We start from the raw sequence: 18,378 nt of genomic DNA, 5'->3' as shown, positions 1-18,378 counted from the left end.
AAATTTCCCGTTGCTATTGCCCCCAGATGACAGCCTCCTCGTGCCGCTTGATCAGGTGGCGAAGCGTCTGGAAGCCGGAGCGGATATAGGTGGCGAATTGTTCGACGGCCGGTGTGCGCGGGGCATCGACGCGCTTGAGGATGGCAAGTGCTCGTTCCGGATGCGGGATGTTGATCGGCAGCGCGGTGATCGATCTTTCCTTGCGCTGTGCGAAGACGACGCTGTGCGGTATGACGGTCAGCGCATCCGAGGCTTTGAGATAGTTGATGACGCCCATCAAGGAGCCACCGGAGTAGCGCACCTTGATTTCGGTGCCGCCGAAGGACAGGAGCAGTGCGCGGAGGTCGGCAAGCAGCGGGCTGCCCGGAGGCGGTGCGACCCAAGGATAGCTCAGAAGCTGGCTCGGCTGCAATTTTCTCTTCAGAAGGAGGGGATGCGTGAGCCCGCAGGCGATGACGTTGCGGCCGGGCAGGATCTGCTGGAACTCCAGCCCCGAACCTTCGTCGAGAATATCGATCGGGCAGATGGCGATGTCGATCTGGTCGGCTTTCAATCCGGCGCGCAAATCTGGGAAATAGCCGTAGCTCTGATCGATGCGCACATCGGGATGCGTGGCCTGGAACTCGGCGCAAAGCCCGGCGATCAGGGAGTCCATGAAAAAGGGCGTGCCGCCCACGCGAACGACGCCGCTATTGCCGATACGGAAGCTTTCCACGAGGTCTGAGGCCTTGCGGGATGCGGCAAGCATGACGAAGCCGTGCTCGGCCAGCGCCAGGCCAAAGGCCGTTGGCTGCAACGGGCGCCGTCCCTTGATGAACAGGGGCTCGCCGACGCGCTTTTCGAGCATCGAGAGCGTTCTCGATACCGCCGACTGCGCCAGGCCCAGCAGCGCTGCCCCCTCGGTAACGCCTCCGGTTTTCACGACTGCTGCAAGCTGGATCAGGTGTCTTTCATCTATCTTCATAACGATCCGTTATAATGATCGGCAACAAAATCATCAACTGGCCCCGGAGGCGCTGTTAATGTTCTCGTCACCCACAGGCGATGAGGAGGAAAAGCATGGCGGGCCATATTCCGACGCTGACCTTCAGCGAGGCAACATCGTCAGAGGTGTTTGCCGAGCGGCTGGCCGGTCAGAAGGATGCTGACATCGCGCAGCTGCTCGCCGCCGCCGTTGCCCATGTCCATGACCTCATCAAGCAATTCAGGCCGACGCAGGAAGACTGGCGCAAGGTCATCGCGTTCCTGACGGATGTCGGACACGCCTCCGACGAGCGCCGCCAGGAGTGGGTGCTGCTGTCGGATCTGACGGGCGCTTCGGCTCTCGTCGAAGCGATCAATTCCCGCAGGCCGAAAGGGGCGACGCCCAATACCATTCGTGGCCCCTTTTTCCGCGACGATGCGCCGGAGCGCCGGGCCGGAGCCTCGATATCGCTTGACGGTATCGGCGAGCCCCTGGCTGTCTCGGTTCGTGTCGAGGATCTCGATGGCTTGCCGATCCCAGGCGCAGCGGTCGTCACCTGGCAGGCGAATGACCAAGGTTTTTACGAAAACCAGCAGCCGGACCTGCAGCCCGAACATAACCTTCGCGGACTGTTTCGCACCGGCAGCGACGGACGGGTTGCCTATCGCTCCGTCGTGCCCTCGGGTTACGGCGTGCCGGGAGATGGCCCTGTCGGCCGGTTGCTTTCGGCGGCGGGGTTTCCACTGCATCGGCCTGCCAACCTCCACTTCGTGATCCGCGCCGAAGGCTTCGAGACGATCACGACGCATGTCTATGACGCGAGCGATCCGTTGCTGGCGGAAGATGCGCTTTTCGGTGTTCGCCCCGAGCTCGTTCATAGTTTCGATCCGGCTGATATCGATGGCCGGAGGGGAAAGGCCGTCGCGCTGACATTCGTGATGGTGCGTTCCAAGCCCGGGAGAGCGGCATGAGCACTAGGTTTTCCTATGCAGGCAGCCCCGCCCGCATCGTCTTCGGAGACGGAAGCCGGGATAGCGTGCGGGATTGGATCATGAAGTCGGGCGCGACGCGTGCGCTGGTTCTCTCCACTCCGCATCAGAAGCCGGATGCCGAGGCGCTCGCCCATGATATCGGTGATCTCGCCTGCGGTGTCTTCGCCGGCGCCGTCATGCATACGCCGGTCGAGGTGACCGAGGCGGCGATGAAAGTTGTGGCGGAGACGCGCGCTGACTGCGTCGTCTCGCTCGGCGGCGGCTCGACCACCGGCCTTGGCAAGGCAATCGCCTACCGGAGCGACCTTCTGCAGATCGTCGTGCCGACGACCTATGCCGGGTCCGAGGTCACATCCATTCTCGGCCAGACCGAAGGCGGCCGGAAGACGACGGTAAAGGACGCGAAAATCCTGCCGGAAGTGGTGATCTACGATCCGCTGCTGACGCATGGATTGCCCGCTGCGATGAGTGTCACGAGCGGCCTGAACGCGATGGCGCATGCTGTCGAAGGCCTTTATGCGCAGGATCGCAACCCGATCTCCAGTCTGATGGCGGTCGAGGGGTTGCGGGCCTTCGCGCGCAGTCTTCCCGAAATCGTCAAGGCGCCCGGAAATGCGCAGGCGCGCAGCGACGCTCTCTATGGCGCATGGTTGTGCGGAACCGTGCTCGGGGCGGTCGGGATGGCGCTGCATCACAAGATCTGCCACACGCTCGGTGGCTCCTTCGATACGCCGCATGCCGAGACGCATGCGATCATGCTGCCACATACCGCGGGCTTTAATGCGAAGGCGGCGGCCAATGAGCTTGCCCCCGTTGCCGAGATTTTCGGAGGGTCCGTCGGCGGCGGGCTCTGGGATTTCGCCAAATCCATCGGTGCGCCGCTCTCGCTGCGGGATTTAGGCCTGACGGAGGCCGATCTCGACAAGGCGGCGGGGATCGCGGTCGAGAACCCCTATTGGAACCCGCAGCCAATCGATCGCGGTTCCATCAGACAGCTTTTGCAGAATGCCTGGGAGGGCCGCCGGCCAACCGAGTGAATTTTATCGCGCAGTGGAGCGCGCTCTTTGGGAGGAGAGGGGACTATGGGAGGTCACATGTTTACGAGACGCGATTTTCTGAAGACGACGGCAGCTGGCGGTGCGATCATCGCGACGTCGGGGCTAGCAGCACCGGCCATCGCTCAGGACAAGGCGATCAAGCTCGGCTATGTCAGCCCTCAGACAGGGCCGCTTGCGGCTTTCGGCGAAGCAGACAAGTTCGTCATCGACGCCTTTCTGGCGACGACGAAGAAGCAGGGGCTGAACTACGAGGTCGTCGTCAAGGACAGCCAGTCCAATCCGAACCGTGCAGCCGAGGTTGCCAAGGAGCTGATCGTCAACGACGAGATCAACCTGATGCTGGTCTCGTCGACGCCGGAGACCACCAACCCGGTTTCGACAACCTGCGAAGGCGAGCAGATGCCCTGCATCTCGACCGTCGCGCCCTGGCAGCCGTGGTTCATCGGCCAGCAAGGCAATCCGGGCGACCCGGCATCATGGAAGCCGTTCGACTATGCCTATCACTTCTTCTGGGGCCTCGAGGATATCATTGCCGTCTTTACCGGCATGTGGGGACAGATCGAGACAAACAAGAAGATCGGCGGCCTCTTCCCCAATGATGGAGACGGCAACGCCTGGGGTGACAAGGTTGTCGGCTTCCCGCCGGTTCTCGAAAAACTGGGCTACGGCCTGACGGATACCGGCCGCTACCAGAACCTGACCGACGACTTCTCGGCGCAGATCAACGCCTTCAAGCAGGCGAATACCGATATCCTGACCGGCGTCATGATCCCGCCGGATCTGACGACGTTCTGGAACCAGGCAAAGCAGCAGGGCCTCAAGCCGAAGATCGCCTCGATCGGCAAGGCGCTGCTTTTCCCGCAGACCGTGGAAGCGCTGGGTGACGCGGGTCACAACCTGTCGACCGAAGTCTGGTGGACGCCGAGCCATCCGTTCAAGTCGTCTCTGACGGGCGATAGCGCGGCTGCCGTTGCAGACGCCTTTACCAAGGCGACCGGCCGCCCGTGGACGCAGCCGATCGGCTTTGCACATGCGCTGTTCGAGCTCGCAGTCGACGTCATGAAGCGGGCTGAAGATACCGCTGACGGCGATGCCGTTGCCAAGGCGATCGGTGAAACCAAGCTCGATACGATTGTCGGTCCAGTCGCTTGGGGCAGCGACAAGCTTCCGCCCTTTGCGCAGAAGAACGTCGCCAAGACACCGCTTGTCGGCGGGCAGTGGCGTCTCAAATCTGGTGGCGGCTACGAGCTGGTCGTCGTCGAAAACAGCCTTTCGCCCAACGTGCCGCTCGGCGGCAAGCTCGAAGCGCTGGCGTAACTGGCTCGACCCACCTGGCTGATCTGCCGGGTGGGGGCGAGTGGAGGTGATCCATGTCCATACTGGAACTCAAAGGTGTCTCGAAGTCCTTCGGCGCGCTCGTCGTTGCCGAAGACATCGGATTTTCGGCGAAAGAGGGCGAGGCGCTCGGCGTCATCGGGCCGAACGGCGCCGGGAAATCGACGCTGTTCAACCTGATCAACGGCAACCTTCCGGTCGCCTCAGGGTCGATCGTCTTTGACGGAAAGGATGTGACAACCGTTCCGCCCATGCAGCGTTGCCTTGCGGGCATGGGCCGCACCTTCCAGATCCCGCAGCCTTTCGAGAGGCTCACCGTCTATGAAAATCTGCTCGTCGCTGGCGCCTTCGGCTCGCGGGCCAGCGAGGGCGACGTGGCGGCATTTTGCGCCGATATTCTCGTGGAAACAGGCTTGATCGGAAAAGCCAACGCGCTTGCGGCGTCGCTGACGCTTCTGGAGCGTAAACGTCTTGAGCTTGCCCGGGCGCTTGCCACCAAGCCGAAGCTTCTATTGCTCGACGAGATTGCCGGTGGCCTGACCGACGGTGAGTGCCAGCAGCTGGTCGCAACGATCAAGCGGGTCCATGGCCGCGGCGTGACGATTATCTGGATCGAACATGTTCTGCACGCGCTGACGGCAGTCGCCGAGCGTCTGCTGGTCCTCAATTTCGGCCGGGTGATCGGCATCGGTGAACCCGACGCGATTATGGCGTCCCGCGAAGTGCGCGAGATCTATCTCGGAATGGAGGTGTGATGGCGAACCTTCTTGAAACCCGGGGGCTCACGGCCTTCTACGGCGATTTCCAGGCGATCTTCGGTGTCGATCTCGAACTCCAGGCGGGCGAGACCATTGCCGTGATCGGCGCCAATGGTGCCGGAAAATCGACTTTGATGCGCTCGATTGCAGGCGTGATTTCCAATGCGCCGGCGATGATCCATCATCGCGGGCAGCCGATCGGTGCACTTGATGCCGCCGATGTCGTCTGCCGCGGGATCGCCTTGGTGCCCGAGGGCCGCAAGTTGTTTCCATCCCTGAGCGTTGAAGAAAATCTGCAGATCGGCAGCTATGGCAAAAGAGCGCCCGGCTACTGGTCGCTGGAAACGATCTATGCGCTTTTCCCGATCCTGAAGGAGAGAAGGCGTAATCCGGCAACTGCGCTTTCCGGTGGGCAGCAGCAGATGGTGGCGATCGGCCGTGCCTTGATGTCAAATCCGGAAGTGCTGCTTTGCGACGAACTCAGCCTCGGTCTTGCGCCTGTTGTCATCAAGGACATCTACGGCGCCTTCTCGAAGATCCGCGCATCGGGCGCGGCGATCGTCATCGTCGAGCAGGATATCGCGCAGGCGCTGAAGGTCGCCGACCGCGTCTACTGCATGATGGAGGGCCGTATCACTCTCACCGGATGCCCCGCGGAACTCGACCGGGCCGCTATCCACGCCGCCTATTTTGGAGCTGGTACCCATGAGCTGGCTTGATACGCTCCTGCAAGGCGTGCTGCTCGGCGGCCTCTATGCGCTGTTTGCCGCCGGCCTCAGCCTGGTCTTCGGCATCATGCGCCTCGTCAATCTCGCCCATGGCGATCTGATCGTGCTGGCCGCCTTTCTGATCCTGCTGATCGTCTCGACGCTGGGGCTCGATCCGTTCGTGGCGGCGGTCATTGCCGCTCCGCTGATGTTCGGGCTCGGCTGGCTGCTGCAATATCATCTGCTGAACCGTACGCTGGGCAAGGATATCCTGCCGCCGCTGCTCGTCACTTTCGGTCTCTCGATCGTTATCCAGAACGGGCTTCTGGAAACATTCACTGCCGACAGCAAGCGTGTTTCGGCCGGCGCGCTCGAGACCGCGTCGATCCAGCTTGCCGGAATAAACGCCGGCCTCATGCCGCTGCTGACCTTCGCGTCGGCCGTCGCCGTCATCGTGGCGCTCAATCAGCTGATCTACCGCACGGCTCTCGGACGCGCCTTCCGGGCGACATCCGATGACGTCGTCACCGCCCGCTTGATGGGGATCCGGCCGAACTCGATCTTCGCGATCGCCACAGGTCTTGCGATGATGATCGTCACCGTCGCTGCGCTCTATCTCGGGACGCGCGCCAATTTCGACCCGACCTCCGGCCCGTCCCGGCTCATCTACGCCTTCGAAGCGGTGATCATCGGCGGTCTCGGATCGCTCTGGGGAACGCTGGCGGGCGGCGTCATCCTCGGCGTGGCGCAGACGGTCGGCGCTTCGATCAATCCCGAATGGCAGATCCTTTCCGGGCATATCGCCTTCCTTCTCGTGCTTCTCTTCCGGCCACGCGGCCTTTTCCCGAGAGCAGTGGATTGAGGCGCGTCATGACGACAGGTTTCAACACGATGACAGATGACATCAACGCAAAGGGCGCATGGAGGATCGAGACGCGGACGAAGCTGTCTGGCCTCTTTTCCATCGCAGCCATCGCCGTGGTCGTGCTGATGGCGGCTGCGCCTTTTGCCGTATCGCGCGGTGTTGTCCAGGACCTCTTCTTCATCCTGACGATGCTGACGCTGGCGCAGAGCTGGAATTTGCTGGCCGGCTATGCGGGTCTCATTTCGGTCGGGCAACAGCTCTTCGTCGGATGCGGCGCCTACGCGCTGTTCGGCCTAGTCATCCTGGCGGGTGTCGATCCCCTGATCGCCATCCCGCTTGCCGGCCTGCTGGCAGCACTGGTTGCCATTCCGACCGCCTTCTTCTCCTTCCGCCTCTACGGTCCCTATTTTGCGATCGGCACCTGGGTGATTGCCGAAGTCGGGCGGTTGCTGCTTGCGCAGTGGAAGGCGCTTGGGGGTGGAACCGGCACATCGCTGCCGCGCGATGCCACACGCGATATGCTGGGACTTTCCGCCCTCGGCGACTGGTTCGGCATGCGGCCCGCCGCGGCCGCAGATGCGCTCGCCTATTGGCTGGCACTGGCGCTCGCCGTCGCCACCATCACGCTGATCTACAAGCTGTTGCGCAGCAAGCACGGGCTTGGCCTTGCCGCCGTCCGCGACAACGAAACCGCTGCCCGTGCACTCGGCGTCGATGCGCTCAGGTTGAAGTCGGCGATCTATCTGCTGACCGCATTCGTCACAGGCATGGTCGGCGCTCTGATCTATCTTCAGAAAGCACGGATATCTCCGGACGCGGCCTTCTCGCTGACCGACTGGACCGCCTACGTCGTCTTCATCGTCGTGATCGGCGGCATCGGTACGATCGAGGGGCCGCTTCTCGGCGTTGTCGTCTTCTTTGCACTGCAGAATGCCTTCTCGAGCTACGGCTCCTGGTATCTGCTGGCGCTCGGAGCATTGGCGATCGTCACCATGCTTTTTGCGCCCCAGGGGCTCGGGGCTCATTTCCCGGCGCACCGGCTGGGAGCTATTTCCGGTCCGCCGCCTGCTGAAGGGCGGACCTGCATCATTCGACACAATGGGAGGGCCGAATGGCTGATATAACCACCGACGTCTTGATCATCGGAACCGGACCTGCGGGTTCTGCAACGGCGGCTCTGCTTGCGACCTACGGTGTCGAGCCCCTGGTCATCAACCGCTATCGCTGGCTGGCGACCACGCCGCGCGCGCATATCACCAACCAACGGACAATGGAGGTCCTGCGCGATCTCGGCCGTGACGTGGAGGACGAGGCCTATCTCTTTGCGACCGAGCAGGAGCTGATGGGCCAGAACGTCTTCTGTACGGCGGTTGCGGGCGAGGAGATCGGCCGCATGCAGAGCTGGGGCAACCACCCGCTGTCGCAGGCCGAGCACATCCTGACCTCGCCGGGGCGCATGAATGACCTGCCGCAGACCTATATGGAGCCGTTGCTCTTCAAGACGGCGTGTTCGCGCGGCGCCCAGTCGCGCATGTCGACGGAATATCTGAGCCATGTTCAGGACGGGGAGGGCGTGACGACCACCTGCCTCGACCGCCTGACCGGCAAGGAACTGACGATCCGTTCCAAGTTTCTGATCGGCGCCGATGGCGGCAATTCCAAGGTTGCGGAGCATGCTGGCTTGACCTTCGAGGGCAAGATGGGTGTTGCCGGTTCGATGAACATCCTCTTCGAGGCCGACCTTTCGCGTTATGTCGCGCATCGTCCGTCGGTTCTCTACTGGGTGCTGCAGCCAGGCGCCGATGTCGGCGGCATCGGCATGGGCCTCGTGCGCATGGTTCGTCCCTGGAACGAATGGCTGATCGTCTGGGGCTACGACATCAACCAGCCGGCGCCACAGGTCGATGACGCATTCGCAACCAAGGTGGTGCGCGAACTCGTCGGCGTTCCCGATCTCGCCCCGAAGATCAAATCGGTCTCGACCTGGACGGTCAACAACATGTACGCGACGACGCTGTCGAAGGGCAGGGTCTTCTGCATGGGCGATGCCGTGCACCGCCATCCGCCGTCGAACGGGCTCGGGTCCAACACCTCGATCCAGGACGGTTTCAACCTCGCCTGGAAGCTTGCGATGGTGCTCAAGGGGCAGGCGGGAGCAGGTCTGCTCGACAGCTATCAGGCCGAGCGGGCGCCTGTTGCCAAGCAGATCGTTACGCGCGCCAACAAGTCGATCGAGGAATTCGGCCCGATCTTCAAATCCCTCGGCCTTCTGGATTCCGTCGATCCGGTCAAGATGCAGCAGAATATGGACGCACGCTGCAACGACACTGACGACGCCGAGCGCCAGCGCGCCGCCATCCGCGAAGCGATCGCCTCCAAGGTTTATGAATTTGATGCGCATGGCGTCGAAATGAACCACCGCTATGCCTCGAATGCCGTCGTCAAGGACGATCAGCCCGAACCGAAATTCGAGAAGGACGCCGAGCTTCATTTCCAGCCGACATCCTGGCCGGGCGCCCGCCTGCCGCATGTCTGGCTGTTCGGCCAGAACGGCGAGAAGATATCGAGCCTCGACCTGACGGGGCATGGGGTGTTTACCATCCTGACCGGCATCGGCGGGGACGGATGGCAGGCTGCGGCAAAGGCCGTTGCCAAGGAATTCGGTATCCAGATCAACGTACACAAGATCGGACCGCGGCAGGTCTGGCAAGATCTGACCGGCGATTGGGCGCGAGCACGTGAAATCCGGGACTCCGGCGCTCTCTTGGTGCGTCCGGATCACCATGTCGCGTGGCGCGCCGAGGCAGCGGTACCCGATGCCGAAGGCGAATTGCGCCGCGTTCTCAAGACCGTTCTGGACCGGTGAGGCAGAAATGAGCAGCGACGAAAAGGGATATTTCACCGAGGCAAGCTCGGTCGAGGTGGTCACCAGCCGGAACGTCAACGCCAAGTGCGAGCGGCTGAAGCAGGTGATGGAGGTCGTGACGCGCAAGCTGCACGAGGCGGTCAAGGAACTGGAGCCGACGCAGGACGAGTGGATGGAGGCGATCATGTTCCTCACCCGCACTGGCCACACCTGCACCGACTGGCGCCAGGAGTTCATCCTGCTGTCGGACGTGCTCGGCGTTTCGATGCTGGTGGACGCCATCAACAACCGCAAGCCTTCAGGCGCTTCGGAAAGCACCGTGCTCGGGCCTTTCCATGTCGCTGACGCACCGGAACTACCGATGGGCGCCAATATCTGCCTCGATCAGAAGGGCGAGGACATGGTCATCAGCGGCCGTATCCTCGACACCGACGGAAAGCCGATCGAGAATGCCGTGATCGACGTCTGGCAGGCGAATGACGAGGGTTTCTACGACGTCCAGCAGAAGGGCATCCAGCCGGACTTCAATCTCCGGGGCATCTTCCGCACGGGCGCTGACGGTCATTACTGGTTCCGCGCCGTTAAGCCGAAATTCTACCCGATTCCGGATGACGGACCCGTGGGGCAGCTGCTCGCTCAACTCGGCCGCCATCCCTACCGTCCGGCGCATCTGCACTACATCATCAAGGCCGATGGCTTCGAAACCCTGACGACCCACATCTTCGATCCAGACGATCCCTACATCCACTCGGATGCGGTGTTCGGGGTCAAAGAAAGCCTGCTGGCGGAATTTCGCCTGAAGGAGGACGCCGGCAGGGCCAGGGTTCTCGAATTCGCCGACAAATTCTGGGATGTCGAGCACGATTTCGTCTTGGCGCGAGATAGCGGCAGCTAGTGGCTGGGTGGTTGAGGCTGTTCATCTGGCGCAAATTTCAACCATTTGGCCAGCGAGTTGCCTCCGGCGATCCTGGTTGACCTTTCTGCGGCCGTGGGTTGATTGCCATCCCTTCACGCATCCGATCAGGACAATCTCCTGCCGCTGCTCGCATCGAAGAGATGAATGTTCCCGCTTGTGCAGCGGAAATGCATCGTGTCGCCGACAGTCAGGTCGCTGTTTCTCGGAAATTCGACGCTCAACATTTTCGAGTGGCCAATTTCGACGTAGCCGTAAGTCTGGCTGCCCAGTCGCTCGGCAACCATAAGCTCGCCGCTGAACCAAGCGGCATCCGCGGAACATTGGGTGAGATCTTCGGGCCGAACGCCGAGCACGATGTCCCGGGTCGAGGCGCCCGACGCAATGGGAGTCTGAAGCGGCAGATGCCGGCCGAGGATCTGGATGCCGGCGCTGTCGGCTGTGAGCGTCGCAGGTATCGTATTCATGGTCGGGCTGCCGATGAAGCGGGCGACGAACAGGCTGGAGGGCTTGTGGTAGAGATCGAGCGGCCGGCCGATCTGCTCGACGACGCCGCCGTTCATGACGACGATGCGATCCGCCAGTGTCATCGCCTCGACCTGGTCATGCGTGACATAGACGGTCGTTGCTTTCATGCGGTTGTGCAGCTTTGCGATTTCGAGCCGCATTTCGACACGAAGCGCTGCATCGAGGTTGGATAGCGGCTCGTCGAACAAAAACGCGGCAGGCTCCCTGACGATCGCCCGGCCCATGGCAACGCGCTGGCGTTGTCCTCCGGAGAGCTGGCCGGGACGCCGCTCGAGATAATCGGCGATCTTCAGCACATCGGCTGCCTGTCCCACCCGGCCCGATATCTGATCGTCCTTCTCGCCCCGCATTTTCAGGCCGAAGGACATGTTTTCGCGGACTGTCATATGCGGATAGAGCGCGTAGTCCTGGAACACCATGGCAATATTGCGCTCGGCCGGCGCCAGCTCGTTCACGCGCGCGCCGTCGATGATCAGGTCGCCACCGGATATCTCCTCCAAGCCGGCGATCATCCGCAGCAGCGTGGATTTCCCGCAGCCGGATGGCCCGACCAGCACAAGGAATTCTCCGCTTCTGATGTCCACGTCGATGTCGTGAATGACCTTCAGCGAACCGTACGACTTCTGGATTCTTTTCAGTTCGATTCCGGCCACATGTTCCTCCCAGATCGAAATTTCTGACTTGACGCTCATTATCGAGATCAATATCGATAATGATAGTTGATTGGATTGGCAACCGTTCGGACCGGCACATGGCATATTTTCCTCCCAGGCAGACAGCGAGCAGGCCCGCAAAGGCGGGGGCGGCCTTCGATGCTCTGAAGCGCGACATCATGCTCGGTGTGCTGGAGCCCGGCACAGGGCTCACCGAACTGGATCTGGCCGCGCACTTCCAATGCAGCCAGGGCACCGTTCGCGAAGCGCTGCTGCAGCTTCAGGAAGAAGGTCTCGTGTTGCGAAAGGGGCGGCGGGGCACGCAGGTCTCGGAATGCACCGAAGACGAGGCGATCGAAATGTTTCGCCTTCGACAGCAGATCGAAGGAAACGGCATGGCGCGCGTGATGCGGGCGCCGAGCCGGACGTTGATCCGGGATCTGAACGAGCTGTTCGACAAGATGATGTCGGCCGCAAAGGCCGGTGATGAACTGGAGCTTGCCGCCTTCGATAGGGATTTCCATCGCCGTATTTTCGAAGATGCAAACCTTCCGGCCCTCGACCCGATCTTGCATCGCTGCCTCGTTCACAATCACCGCTTCAAGATATCCCGCAGCCCGGCAGCCCGGGACCTTGAGGCAACGGCAGGGCGCCATCGCAGCATCATCGACTGCATCGAAAGCGGCGATGCGCTTCGCGCCACCAAGGCGATGCAGCATCACATCGCGACGATTGTCGATCTTGGTCCCGAGGTGTTTCCGGAGGCGACGCAGTGAGCGCGTCCGTGGATATGTCGGGAGAACTGTCCGAGGAATCGATCGCCTTGATAGAGGCGGTTTACCTGGAACTCGGTGCTCTGCCAGATCCGACGACGCTGCCGCCTGCGGAAGGGCGCGCTCAATCGCTCGCCGCCAACGCGCGATGCAACACCGAGATGCCGGCAATGGATTTCGCTGGCGATGTCTGGGTGGACGAAGACGCGGCCATGGGCGCGGCGCGGACCCGTCTCAAGGTGCTGGTGCCGCAAGGCGCTCGCCCCGGTGTCATTCTTTTCATCCACGGTGGCGGCTTCGCTTTCTGTTCACCCGAAACGCACGAACGTTGTGCACGGGTGCTCGCTGTCGAGAGTGGTATGCCTGTGGTTCTGCCGGATTACCGGCTGGCGCCGGAAGATCCGTTTCCTGCCGGGCTCAAGGACGTCGTCTCGGCGCTGCGAAGCGTCTTTGCCGCGACGAAGGAGGCTGGCGTCAGGAGCGGGCCAGTTCTGATCTCGGGTGACTCGGCCGGGGCGAACCTCGCATTGGCCGCGATGCTTCACGAGCAGGCAGCCGGCGGAGCCAAGGCCGATGGCGCCCTGTTGTTCTATGGAAATTACGCCCGATCGTTCGAGACCCCGTCCTATATCCGGTTCGAGAATGGTCCAGGCCTGACGCGGCCGAAAATGCAGCGCTACTGGAGCTTTTATGCCGGCGAGCAGGCGATTGACGGCAATCCCCTGGCTTGCCCGCTGATGGCTGACGATGCCGCCTTGGCGTCGTTGCCTCCGCTTTATCTCATGGCGGCGGCCGTCGATCCGCTGCTCTCCGACACACTTGAGCTTGGCCGGCGCCTTCGGGCGCTCGGCCGTGACGACGAACTGCAAATCGTCCCGGGCGTCATGCACGGGTTCTTGCAGAACACTCGTGAACTGGCCGCGGCGCGGGAGGCGCTTCATGCGGCGGGCAATGCAGCAAGGCGGCTGACCGGCCGCCAATAGTGTTAAAATAGGAGGAGGAAGGCATGAAAATTCTGAAGACTTTGGCGCTCGGCGCCGCCCTGGCAGCTTCGGCCGCCTTTAGTCACGCCATGGCGGCGGAGACCGTCCGCTTCTGGTACCATTTCGACAATCCCGCCAACCCGATGTCGGACCTGGTGAAGAAGTTCGAAACGGCAAACCCTGATATCAAGATCGAAGCGGAAAACGTTCCGTGGAACAGCTATTACGACAATCTCTACACCTCGATCGTGGGCGGCAACGCGCCTGACGCCGCGATGGTGAAGCTGTTCGCACAGCCGCGGCTCGTCGAGATGGGCGCGCTGGAGCCGCTCGGCGATCGGATCGACGCCTGGAAGGGCAAGGCCGATCTGCTCGACAACCTGCTCGAGCTGAACAAGGGACCTGACGGCCAGCAGTATTACCTGCCGATCCAGTATGTCGTTCTCTATCTCTATTATCGCACGGACCTCTTTCAGGCCGCAGGCCTGAAGCCGCCGACCACCTGCGAGGAATTCAGGGACGACGCGATCAAGCTGACGAAGGCACCGGATACCTACGGCTTCGGGCTGCGTGGCGGTAAGGGTGGATGGGACCAGTGGGGCTCGTTCGTCATGTCGCAGGGCGCCGAGCTGAAGCCGGGCGGTCTGACGACCCCTGAAGCGATCGCTGCCAACCAGTGGCTCGTCGATCTCTTCCAGAAGGACAAGGTCATTCCGCCCTCGGCACCGAACGACGGCTTCCAGGAAATCATCGCGGCTTTCAAATCCGGCAAGACGGCAATGACCATCCATCACATCGGCTCCTCCAAGGATCTCGTGGCGGCGCTGGGTGACAAGGTATCGGCCGTGCCGGTGCCGAAGTGCGGCAAGGGACAGTGGACATCCTATGGCGACGAATCCCTGGCGATCTTCTCGTCATCGGCCGTGAAGGATGCGGCATGGAAGTGGATCTCCTTCCTCGCCGAGGGCGAAAACAATGTCGCGTTCAACAGTGCGACCGGCCAGATGACCGTGACCAAGAGTGGTTCGGCGAACTGGAAACTGCATGAGCGCCGCTTTGTCGATGCGACGGTGCAGTCGCTGCCCTTCGCCAAGGTGCTGCCGCAGACGTCGGCCGTGACCGAGTTCGTCAACACGGCGTGGCAGACGAACACGCAGCAGGCTCTCACCGGACAGATCACTGCAAAGCAGATGATGGAACAGTTGCAGACGCTTTTTGCCGAGTAGTCCATGGGCGACGGCTCCGGTTTGCTCCGGGGCCGTCCACCGCAGTTCGTCCCCGGAGCCGATCATGTCTTTATCGACGACCTCTACCCCGATGCGCCGAAGCCGAATTCAATGGCGTTCGGAACGCATCCTTCCCTACATGCTCCTGGCGCCGGCCGTCTTCGTCACGATCGTCATCGTCTTCATGCCGATGATCCAGGCGGTGTGGACGAGCTTCTACGATCTCGTGCTCTTCAGGCCGAATGCCAGCAAGTTCGTCGGCTTCGCAAACTATGTGAAGCTGTTCAGCGACCCGGTCTTCTGGGCGGCGCTCTGGAACACGATCATCTGGATCGGTCTGACGGTGCCGCTGCAGATGGGGCTCGGCCTGCTGACGGCGCTGCTGCTCAATCGCGAATTTCCGTGGCGTGGTCTCGCGCGCGCTTTGATCATCATTCCCTGGGCTCTGCCGAGTGTTGTCATCGCGCTCATGTGGCGCTGGATCTACGATCCGAATACCGGCGTTCTCAACGACATCCTGATCTATCTCTCGATCGTCAAGGCAGCGGTTCCGTGGCTTGCCGACCCCAATGTTGCGATCTACGCGATCATCGCCACTCTGACCTGGCAGGGATTTCCGTTCTTCGCGGTGATGATCCTCGCTGGCCTGCAGGGCATTCCGAAAAGCCAATACGAGGCCGCGTCGATCGACGGCGCGTCGCCCTGGCGTCAGTTCCTGCACATTACCTTGCCCGGTATCGCGCCGGTTCTGGCGACTGCCGGGTTGCTCAGGGTGATCTGGGTTGCCAATTCGATGGACGTGATCTTCGTCATGACCGGCGGCGGCCCGGGCTACGCGACGTATACGCTGCCTCTCTATGCCTTCATCAAGGCGCGCCAGAATCTTGATTTCGGCTACGGAACGTCGATCGCCGTGACCTTCACCATTTTCCTCGGGGCGTTCGTCGCCATCTATCTGGCCCGGACGATGCGGGAGGTGCAGAAGTGAAAAAGCCCGGAACCCTTCGGCGTATCCTGACGACCGACCTGCCGGTCGCGTTGCTGGTAATCTTCGCAATGGCACCCTTCGCCTGGATGATCCTGACGTCCATGACACCTACCGCGGCGCTCAACGCCAGCGGAGTGTCGCTTTCGCCGGCCGGATGGAGTGCCGACAACTACGTCAGGCTTTTCGAGCAGACGTCGTTCCTGAAGAACATGATGGACAGCCTGATCATCGCCGGCGGGACCGTCGTCGTCGGCTTGATCGTCTCGGTCACCGCGGCCTATGCCTTTTCGCGCTTTCGCTTCCCCGGCCGGAAACTGTTGATGCTCCAGTTCCTGCTGATCAACATGTTCCCGATCGTGCTCCTCATTCTTCCGCTATTCGTGCTGATGAGAAAGTTCGGAATATTGGACACGCATCTCGGCCTGATCCTCGCCAACGCGACCGTTGCCATTCCTTTTGCCGTCTGGATGCTGACGAGCTACATCGGGGCGATCCCGAAGAGCCTCGACGAAGCGGCGATGACCGATGGCGCCTCACGGCTGACGGCGTTGCGGAAGGTGGTGCTGCCGCTGACCATGCCGGGGATCATCTCGACCGGCATCTATATCTTCATCACCGCCTGGAACGAATATCTCTACGCCCTGACGCTCGGCGGCCGCAACGTGCGCCCCGTCACCGTGGCGATCCAGACCCTGATCGGAGAATACCAGATCGAATGGGGTCTGCTCGCGGCGGGTGCCGTCGTCGGCGCCATGCCGGCGACCATCCTCTTCCTTCTCGTGCAACGGCGCCTCATCGGCGGGCTGACCCAGGGGGCGGTCAAAGGCTGACGTCTATCGATTTTCAATCGGGTTCGGCAGTTCGAACCTCGCTCTTAAAAAGGAATGGCAGATGAACCCGATCGGGTTGATTTCGATGCAATATGCGCGGCCCTTTACAGCCGAGCACTTTCCGCTGTTTACGAAGATGCGGGAACACGGGTTTGATTTCGTTGAGCTTCTCGTTCCCGAGGTCGGCGAGCTCGACATCAAGGAGACACGCAAGGCTCTTGATGATGCCGGGCTCGGCGTGGTGCTCGCAGCCCGCGTCAACCTTCAGCGCAATCTCGCATCGGCGGAGATCCAGGCTCATCGGTCCGGTGTCGAATATCTCAAGTACACGGTCGATTGCGCCGCGGGGCTGGGAGCCAAGATCGTCGGCGGCCCGCTGACCGGCAACCCGCTGGTCTTTGCCGGCCGGCCGCCGCAGCCTGTCGAAGAAACCGAGCGGCTGGCGCGCAAGGATCGCTGCGTCAGAGGTTTGAAGGAAGCAGGGGAGTATGCCCGGAATGCCGGCGTTACCCTGGCGGTCGAGCCGCTCAACCGGTTCGAAAGCGACGTCCTTTGCACGACGCAGCAGGCGATGGAACTGCTCGACGCTGTCGATCATCCTGCCGTGAAGCTTATGCTGGACACGTTCCACATGCACATGGAGGAGAGCTCTCTGGCCGAGGCTATCCGGCTCGGTGGCGATCGCATCGTGCATTTCCAGGCGAACGAAAATCATCGCGGCTTCCCCGGCACCGGCATGACCGACTGGGTCGAAGTCTGCCGGGCGCTGCACGCGGTTGGCTATACCGGCCCGATATCGCTCGAGCCTTTCCGGCGCACCGACGACCGCTTCGGCGTGCCCTTTGCCCAGTGGCGCGCGCCGCACGAGGACGAGAGCGATCGCCTCTCGGCATCGAGCGCCTTCATGAAATCCCACCTCCTGCTTACGGAATATCGTCGATGACTATGAAAATCGGTTGGATCGGTTGCGGCATCCACGCAACCCAAATGCTTCTCCCGCAGCTCGTCCGTCATGACGTCCAGCTGGTCGGACTGTGCGATATCGACGGCGCGCGCCTGAAGAGCGCTGGCCGCCAGTTCGGTGTCACCAATCTCGTGACCGACGTCGAAGATCTGCTGCGCACGCCTGGCCTCGACGCCATCGGCATGGCGGTCGGCCCGGACCAGCATCTGGCCTTCGGCAAGGCGGCACTTGAGAGGGGCCTGCCCGTCTTCATGGAAAAGCCGCCATCCGGAAGTGCCGCAGGTGCACGCGAACTGCTGGCCGCCTCCGAGAAGGCGAAGAAGCCGCTGCTGCTGGGGTTCATGAAGCGATACTCGATCGGCAACCGGATGGCCGCGAACATCGTGAGGTCCGGCCGTTTCGGCGAGGTGATGGGACTGACCGGCTATTACATGACGGCGCCCGGATACTTCGCCGGAAACGTCGATTACACTGGCTTCTTCCTGCACCACTGCGTCCACTATATGGACCTCGTCTCATTCCTCGTGTCGCCCGTACGGACGATCTCGGCCCGCAAGGTCGAGAAGACGCCCGGCCGCGTACTCTTCCATGTCGGGTTCGAATTCGAATGCGGCGCGATCGGCAACATCGCGATGGGAACCATTCAGTCCCGCGGAACGCCGGTGGAGCGTATCGAGCTGATGAGCGATCACCAGCGCATCGAAGTCGACGACGTGATCGAGATCAAATGGCACAGGAATCCTCCATTCAAGATCGACGATCTGGCTGCGACGCTCAAGGACGATAGCGACACTCTGACGTGGAAGCCGAATTTTACGGCCGCCGCCAACGAGGACCCGAAAGGCTACCACTCACTGCTGGCCGACGTCGTTCCTGCACTCGCCGGTGCGTCAACTCCGGCGCCAAGCATTGCGGACGGTGTGATCGCGATGGAGCGGCTGGAGACGCTGCGCAGAGAGCTCGATTTGTGAGTTC

The 18,378-nt window shown here is 61.8% G+C and carries 17 protein-coding genes and 1 pseudogene; 16 read left to right on the top strand and 2 right to left on the bottom strand.

All coding sequences use genetic code 11. From position 1 onward, the window contains the following. Nucleotides 1–13: 13 nt before the first annotated feature. Nucleotides 14–964 carry a LysR family transcriptional regulator gene (locus ABIE40_RS25100; protein ID WP_199625173.1) on the bottom strand — a complete coding sequence of 317 codons (951 nt, stop codon included), beginning with the start codon at nucleotides 962–964 and terminating at the stop codon, nucleotides 14–16. A gap of 95 nt (nucleotides 965–1,059) precedes the next feature. Between ABIE40_RS25100 and ABIE40_RS25095 the strand changes: the two genes are divergently transcribed. The 9 genes and pseudogenes from ABIE40_RS25095 (at nucleotide 1,060) to ABIE40_RS25055 (ending at nucleotide 10,440) form a co-directional block, all read left to right on the top strand. Next, nucleotides 1,060–1,935, top strand: coding sequence for a dioxygenase family protein (locus ABIE40_RS25095; protein ID WP_130281141.1), 876 nt, complete (start codon nucleotides 1,060–1,062; stop codon nucleotides 1,933–1,935). Continuing rightward, nucleotides 1,932–2,993, top strand: coding sequence for a maleylacetate reductase (locus tag ABIE40_RS25090; protein ID WP_199625171.1), 1,062 nt, complete (start codon nucleotides 1,932–1,934; stop codon nucleotides 2,991–2,993). Before ABIE40_RS25095 ends, ABIE40_RS25090 begins: the two co-directional genes overlap by 4 nt. Nucleotides 2,994–3,050: 57 nt before the next feature. After that, complete coding sequence (locus ABIE40_RS25085; protein WP_199625170.1) at nucleotides 3,051–4,331, top strand: ABC transporter substrate-binding protein; 1,281 nt, start codon at nucleotides 3,051–3,053, stop codon at nucleotides 4,329–4,331. Nucleotides 4,332–4,384: 53 nt separating this feature from the next. Then, entirely contained in the window at nucleotides 4,385–5,104 is a 720-nt protein-coding gene (locus tag ABIE40_RS25080; protein WP_199625169.1) for an ABC transporter ATP-binding protein, read from the top strand. Beyond that, complete coding sequence (locus tag ABIE40_RS25075) at nucleotides 5,104–5,826, top strand: ABC transporter ATP-binding protein (RefSeq protein ID WP_199625168.1); 723 nt, start codon at nucleotides 5,104–5,106, stop codon at nucleotides 5,824–5,826. Before ABIE40_RS25080 ends, ABIE40_RS25075 begins: the two co-directional genes overlap by 1 nt. Continuing rightward, nucleotides 5,813–6,676 carry a branched-chain amino acid ABC transporter permease gene (locus ABIE40_RS25070; protein WP_199625167.1) on the top strand — a complete coding sequence of 288 codons (864 nt, stop codon included), beginning with the start codon at nucleotides 5,813–5,815 and terminating at the stop codon, nucleotides 6,674–6,676. Before ABIE40_RS25075 ends, ABIE40_RS25070 begins: the two co-directional genes overlap by 14 nt. Before the next feature lie 8 nt (nucleotides 6,677–6,684). After that, nucleotides 6,685–7,798, top strand: a pseudogene (locus ABIE40_RS25065) (branched-chain amino acid ABC transporter permease). After that, complete coding sequence (locus ABIE40_RS25060) at nucleotides 7,791–9,545, top strand: FAD-dependent oxidoreductase (protein WP_199625166.1); 1,755 nt, start codon at nucleotides 7,791–7,793, stop codon at nucleotides 9,543–9,545. The pseudogene ABIE40_RS25065 and the gene ABIE40_RS25060 overlap by 8 nt, the downstream one beginning before the upstream one ends. A 7-nt stretch (nucleotides 9,546–9,552) precedes the next feature. Then, the gene (locus ABIE40_RS25055) at nucleotides 9,553–10,440 is read left to right on the top strand and encodes an intradiol ring-cleavage dioxygenase (RefSeq protein ID WP_199625164.1); all 888 of its coding nucleotides are present in this window, start codon (nucleotides 9,553–9,555) and stop codon (nucleotides 10,438–10,440) included. A gap of 125 nt (nucleotides 10,441–10,565) precedes the next feature. Here the strand turns inward: ABIE40_RS25055 and ABIE40_RS25050 are convergent, their stop codons facing one another. After that, nucleotides 10,566–11,639 carry an ABC transporter ATP-binding protein gene (locus tag ABIE40_RS25050; protein WP_354541141.1) on the bottom strand — a complete coding sequence of 358 codons (1,074 nt, stop codon included), beginning with the start codon at nucleotides 11,637–11,639 and terminating at the stop codon, nucleotides 10,566–10,568. 98 nt (nucleotides 11,640–11,737) lie between these two features. On the opposite strand from ABIE40_RS25050, the gene ABIE40_RS25045 reads away from it, so the two are divergent. The 7 genes from ABIE40_RS25045 (at nucleotide 11,738) to ABIE40_RS25015 (ending at nucleotide 18,374) form a co-directional block, all read left to right on the top strand. Then, nucleotides 11,738–12,415 carry a GntR family transcriptional regulator gene (locus ABIE40_RS25045; protein WP_112717847.1) on the top strand — a complete coding sequence of 226 codons (678 nt, stop codon included), beginning with the start codon at nucleotides 11,738–11,740 and terminating at the stop codon, nucleotides 12,413–12,415. Beyond that, nucleotides 12,412–13,395, top strand: a complete 984-nt coding sequence (locus tag ABIE40_RS25040) for an alpha/beta hydrolase (RefSeq protein WP_199625160.1) — start codon at nucleotides 12,412–12,414, stop codon at nucleotides 13,393–13,395. The genes ABIE40_RS25045 and ABIE40_RS25040 overlap by 4 nt, the downstream gene beginning before the upstream one ends. A 23-nt stretch (nucleotides 13,396–13,418) precedes the next feature. Beyond that, nucleotides 13,419–14,621 (top strand): ABC transporter substrate-binding protein, encoded by a 1,203-nt coding sequence (locus ABIE40_RS25035; protein ID WP_199625159.1) that lies wholly within the window; start codon nucleotides 13,419–13,421, stop codon nucleotides 14,619–14,621. 64 nt (nucleotides 14,622–14,685) lie between these two features. Continuing rightward, nucleotides 14,686–15,609: a carbohydrate ABC transporter permease gene (locus ABIE40_RS25030; protein ID WP_199625157.1), complete on the top strand. Its 924-nt coding sequence runs from the start codon at nucleotides 14,686–14,688 to the stop codon at nucleotides 15,607–15,609. Further along, nucleotides 15,606–16,439, top strand: a complete 834-nt coding sequence (locus tag ABIE40_RS25025; RefSeq protein ID WP_199625156.1) for a carbohydrate ABC transporter permease — start codon at nucleotides 15,606–15,608, stop codon at nucleotides 16,437–16,439. The genes ABIE40_RS25030 and ABIE40_RS25025 overlap by 4 nt, the downstream gene beginning before the upstream one ends. 61 nt (nucleotides 16,440–16,500) lie before the next feature. Beyond that, the gene (locus tag ABIE40_RS25020; RefSeq protein WP_199625155.1) at nucleotides 16,501–17,382 is read left to right on the top strand and encodes a sugar phosphate isomerase/epimerase family protein; all 882 of its coding nucleotides are present in this window, start codon (nucleotides 16,501–16,503) and stop codon (nucleotides 17,380–17,382) included. After that, nucleotides 17,379–18,374, top strand: coding sequence for a Gfo/Idh/MocA family protein (locus ABIE40_RS25015; protein ID WP_199625154.1), 996 nt, complete (start codon nucleotides 17,379–17,381; stop codon nucleotides 18,372–18,374). Before ABIE40_RS25020 ends, ABIE40_RS25015 begins: the two co-directional genes overlap by 4 nt. Nucleotides 18,375–18,378 lie beyond the last annotated feature (4 nt).

Source organism: Rhizobium sp. OAE497 (assembly GCF_040546565.1).
Classification (GTDB): Bacteria; Pseudomonadota; Alphaproteobacteria; order Rhizobiales; family Rhizobiaceae; genus Rhizobium.
The sequence above is the reverse complement of the archived record's forward strand: the minus strand, read 5'-3'. Positions and strand labels throughout refer to the sequence as shown.

Coding starts and splice junctions, on each gene's coding strand:
- ABIE40_RS25090 (WP_199625171.1), top strand. CDS start 1,932: ATGAGCACTAGGTTTTCCTATGCAGGCAGCCCCGCCCGCATCGTCTTC.
- ABIE40_RS25015 (WP_199625154.1), top strand. CDS start 17,379: ATGACTATGAAAATCGGTTGGATCGGTTGCGGCATCCACGCAACCCAA.
- ABIE40_RS25030 (WP_199625157.1), top strand. CDS start 14,686: ATGTCTTTATCGACGACCTCTACCCCGATGCGCCGAAGCCGAATTCAA.
- ABIE40_RS25055 (WP_199625164.1), top strand. CDS start 9,553: ATGAGCAGCGACGAAAAGGGATATTTCACCGAGGCAAGCTCGGTCGAG.
- ABIE40_RS25035 (WP_199625159.1), top strand. CDS start 13,419: ATGAAAATTCTGAAGACTTTGGCGCTCGGCGCCGCCCTGGCAGCTTCG.
- ABIE40_RS25045 (WP_112717847.1), top strand. CDS start 11,738: ATGGCATATTTTCCTCCCAGGCAGACAGCGAGCAGGCCCGCAAAGGCG.
- ABIE40_RS25100 (WP_199625173.1), bottom strand. CDS start 964: ATGAAGATAGATGAAAGACACCTGATCCAGCTTGCAGCAGTCGTGAAA.
- ABIE40_RS25095 (WP_130281141.1), top strand. CDS start 1,060: ATGGCGGGCCATATTCCGACGCTGACCTTCAGCGAGGCAACATCGTCA.
- ABIE40_RS25080 (WP_199625169.1), top strand. CDS start 4,385: ATGTCCATACTGGAACTCAAAGGTGTCTCGAAGTCCTTCGGCGCGCTC.
- ABIE40_RS25075 (WP_199625168.1), top strand. CDS start 5,104: ATGGCGAACCTTCTTGAAACCCGGGGGCTCACGGCCTTCTACGGCGAT.
- ABIE40_RS25020 (WP_199625155.1), top strand. CDS start 16,501: ATGAACCCGATCGGGTTGATTTCGATGCAATATGCGCGGCCCTTTACA.
- ABIE40_RS25085 (WP_199625170.1), top strand. CDS start 3,051: ATGTTTACGAGACGCGATTTTCTGAAGACGACGGCAGCTGGCGGTGCG.
- ABIE40_RS25070 (WP_199625167.1), top strand. CDS start 5,813: ATGAGCTGGCTTGATACGCTCCTGCAAGGCGTGCTGCTCGGCGGCCTC.
- ABIE40_RS25060 (WP_199625166.1), top strand. CDS start 7,791: ATGGCTGATATAACCACCGACGTCTTGATCATCGGAACCGGACCTGCG.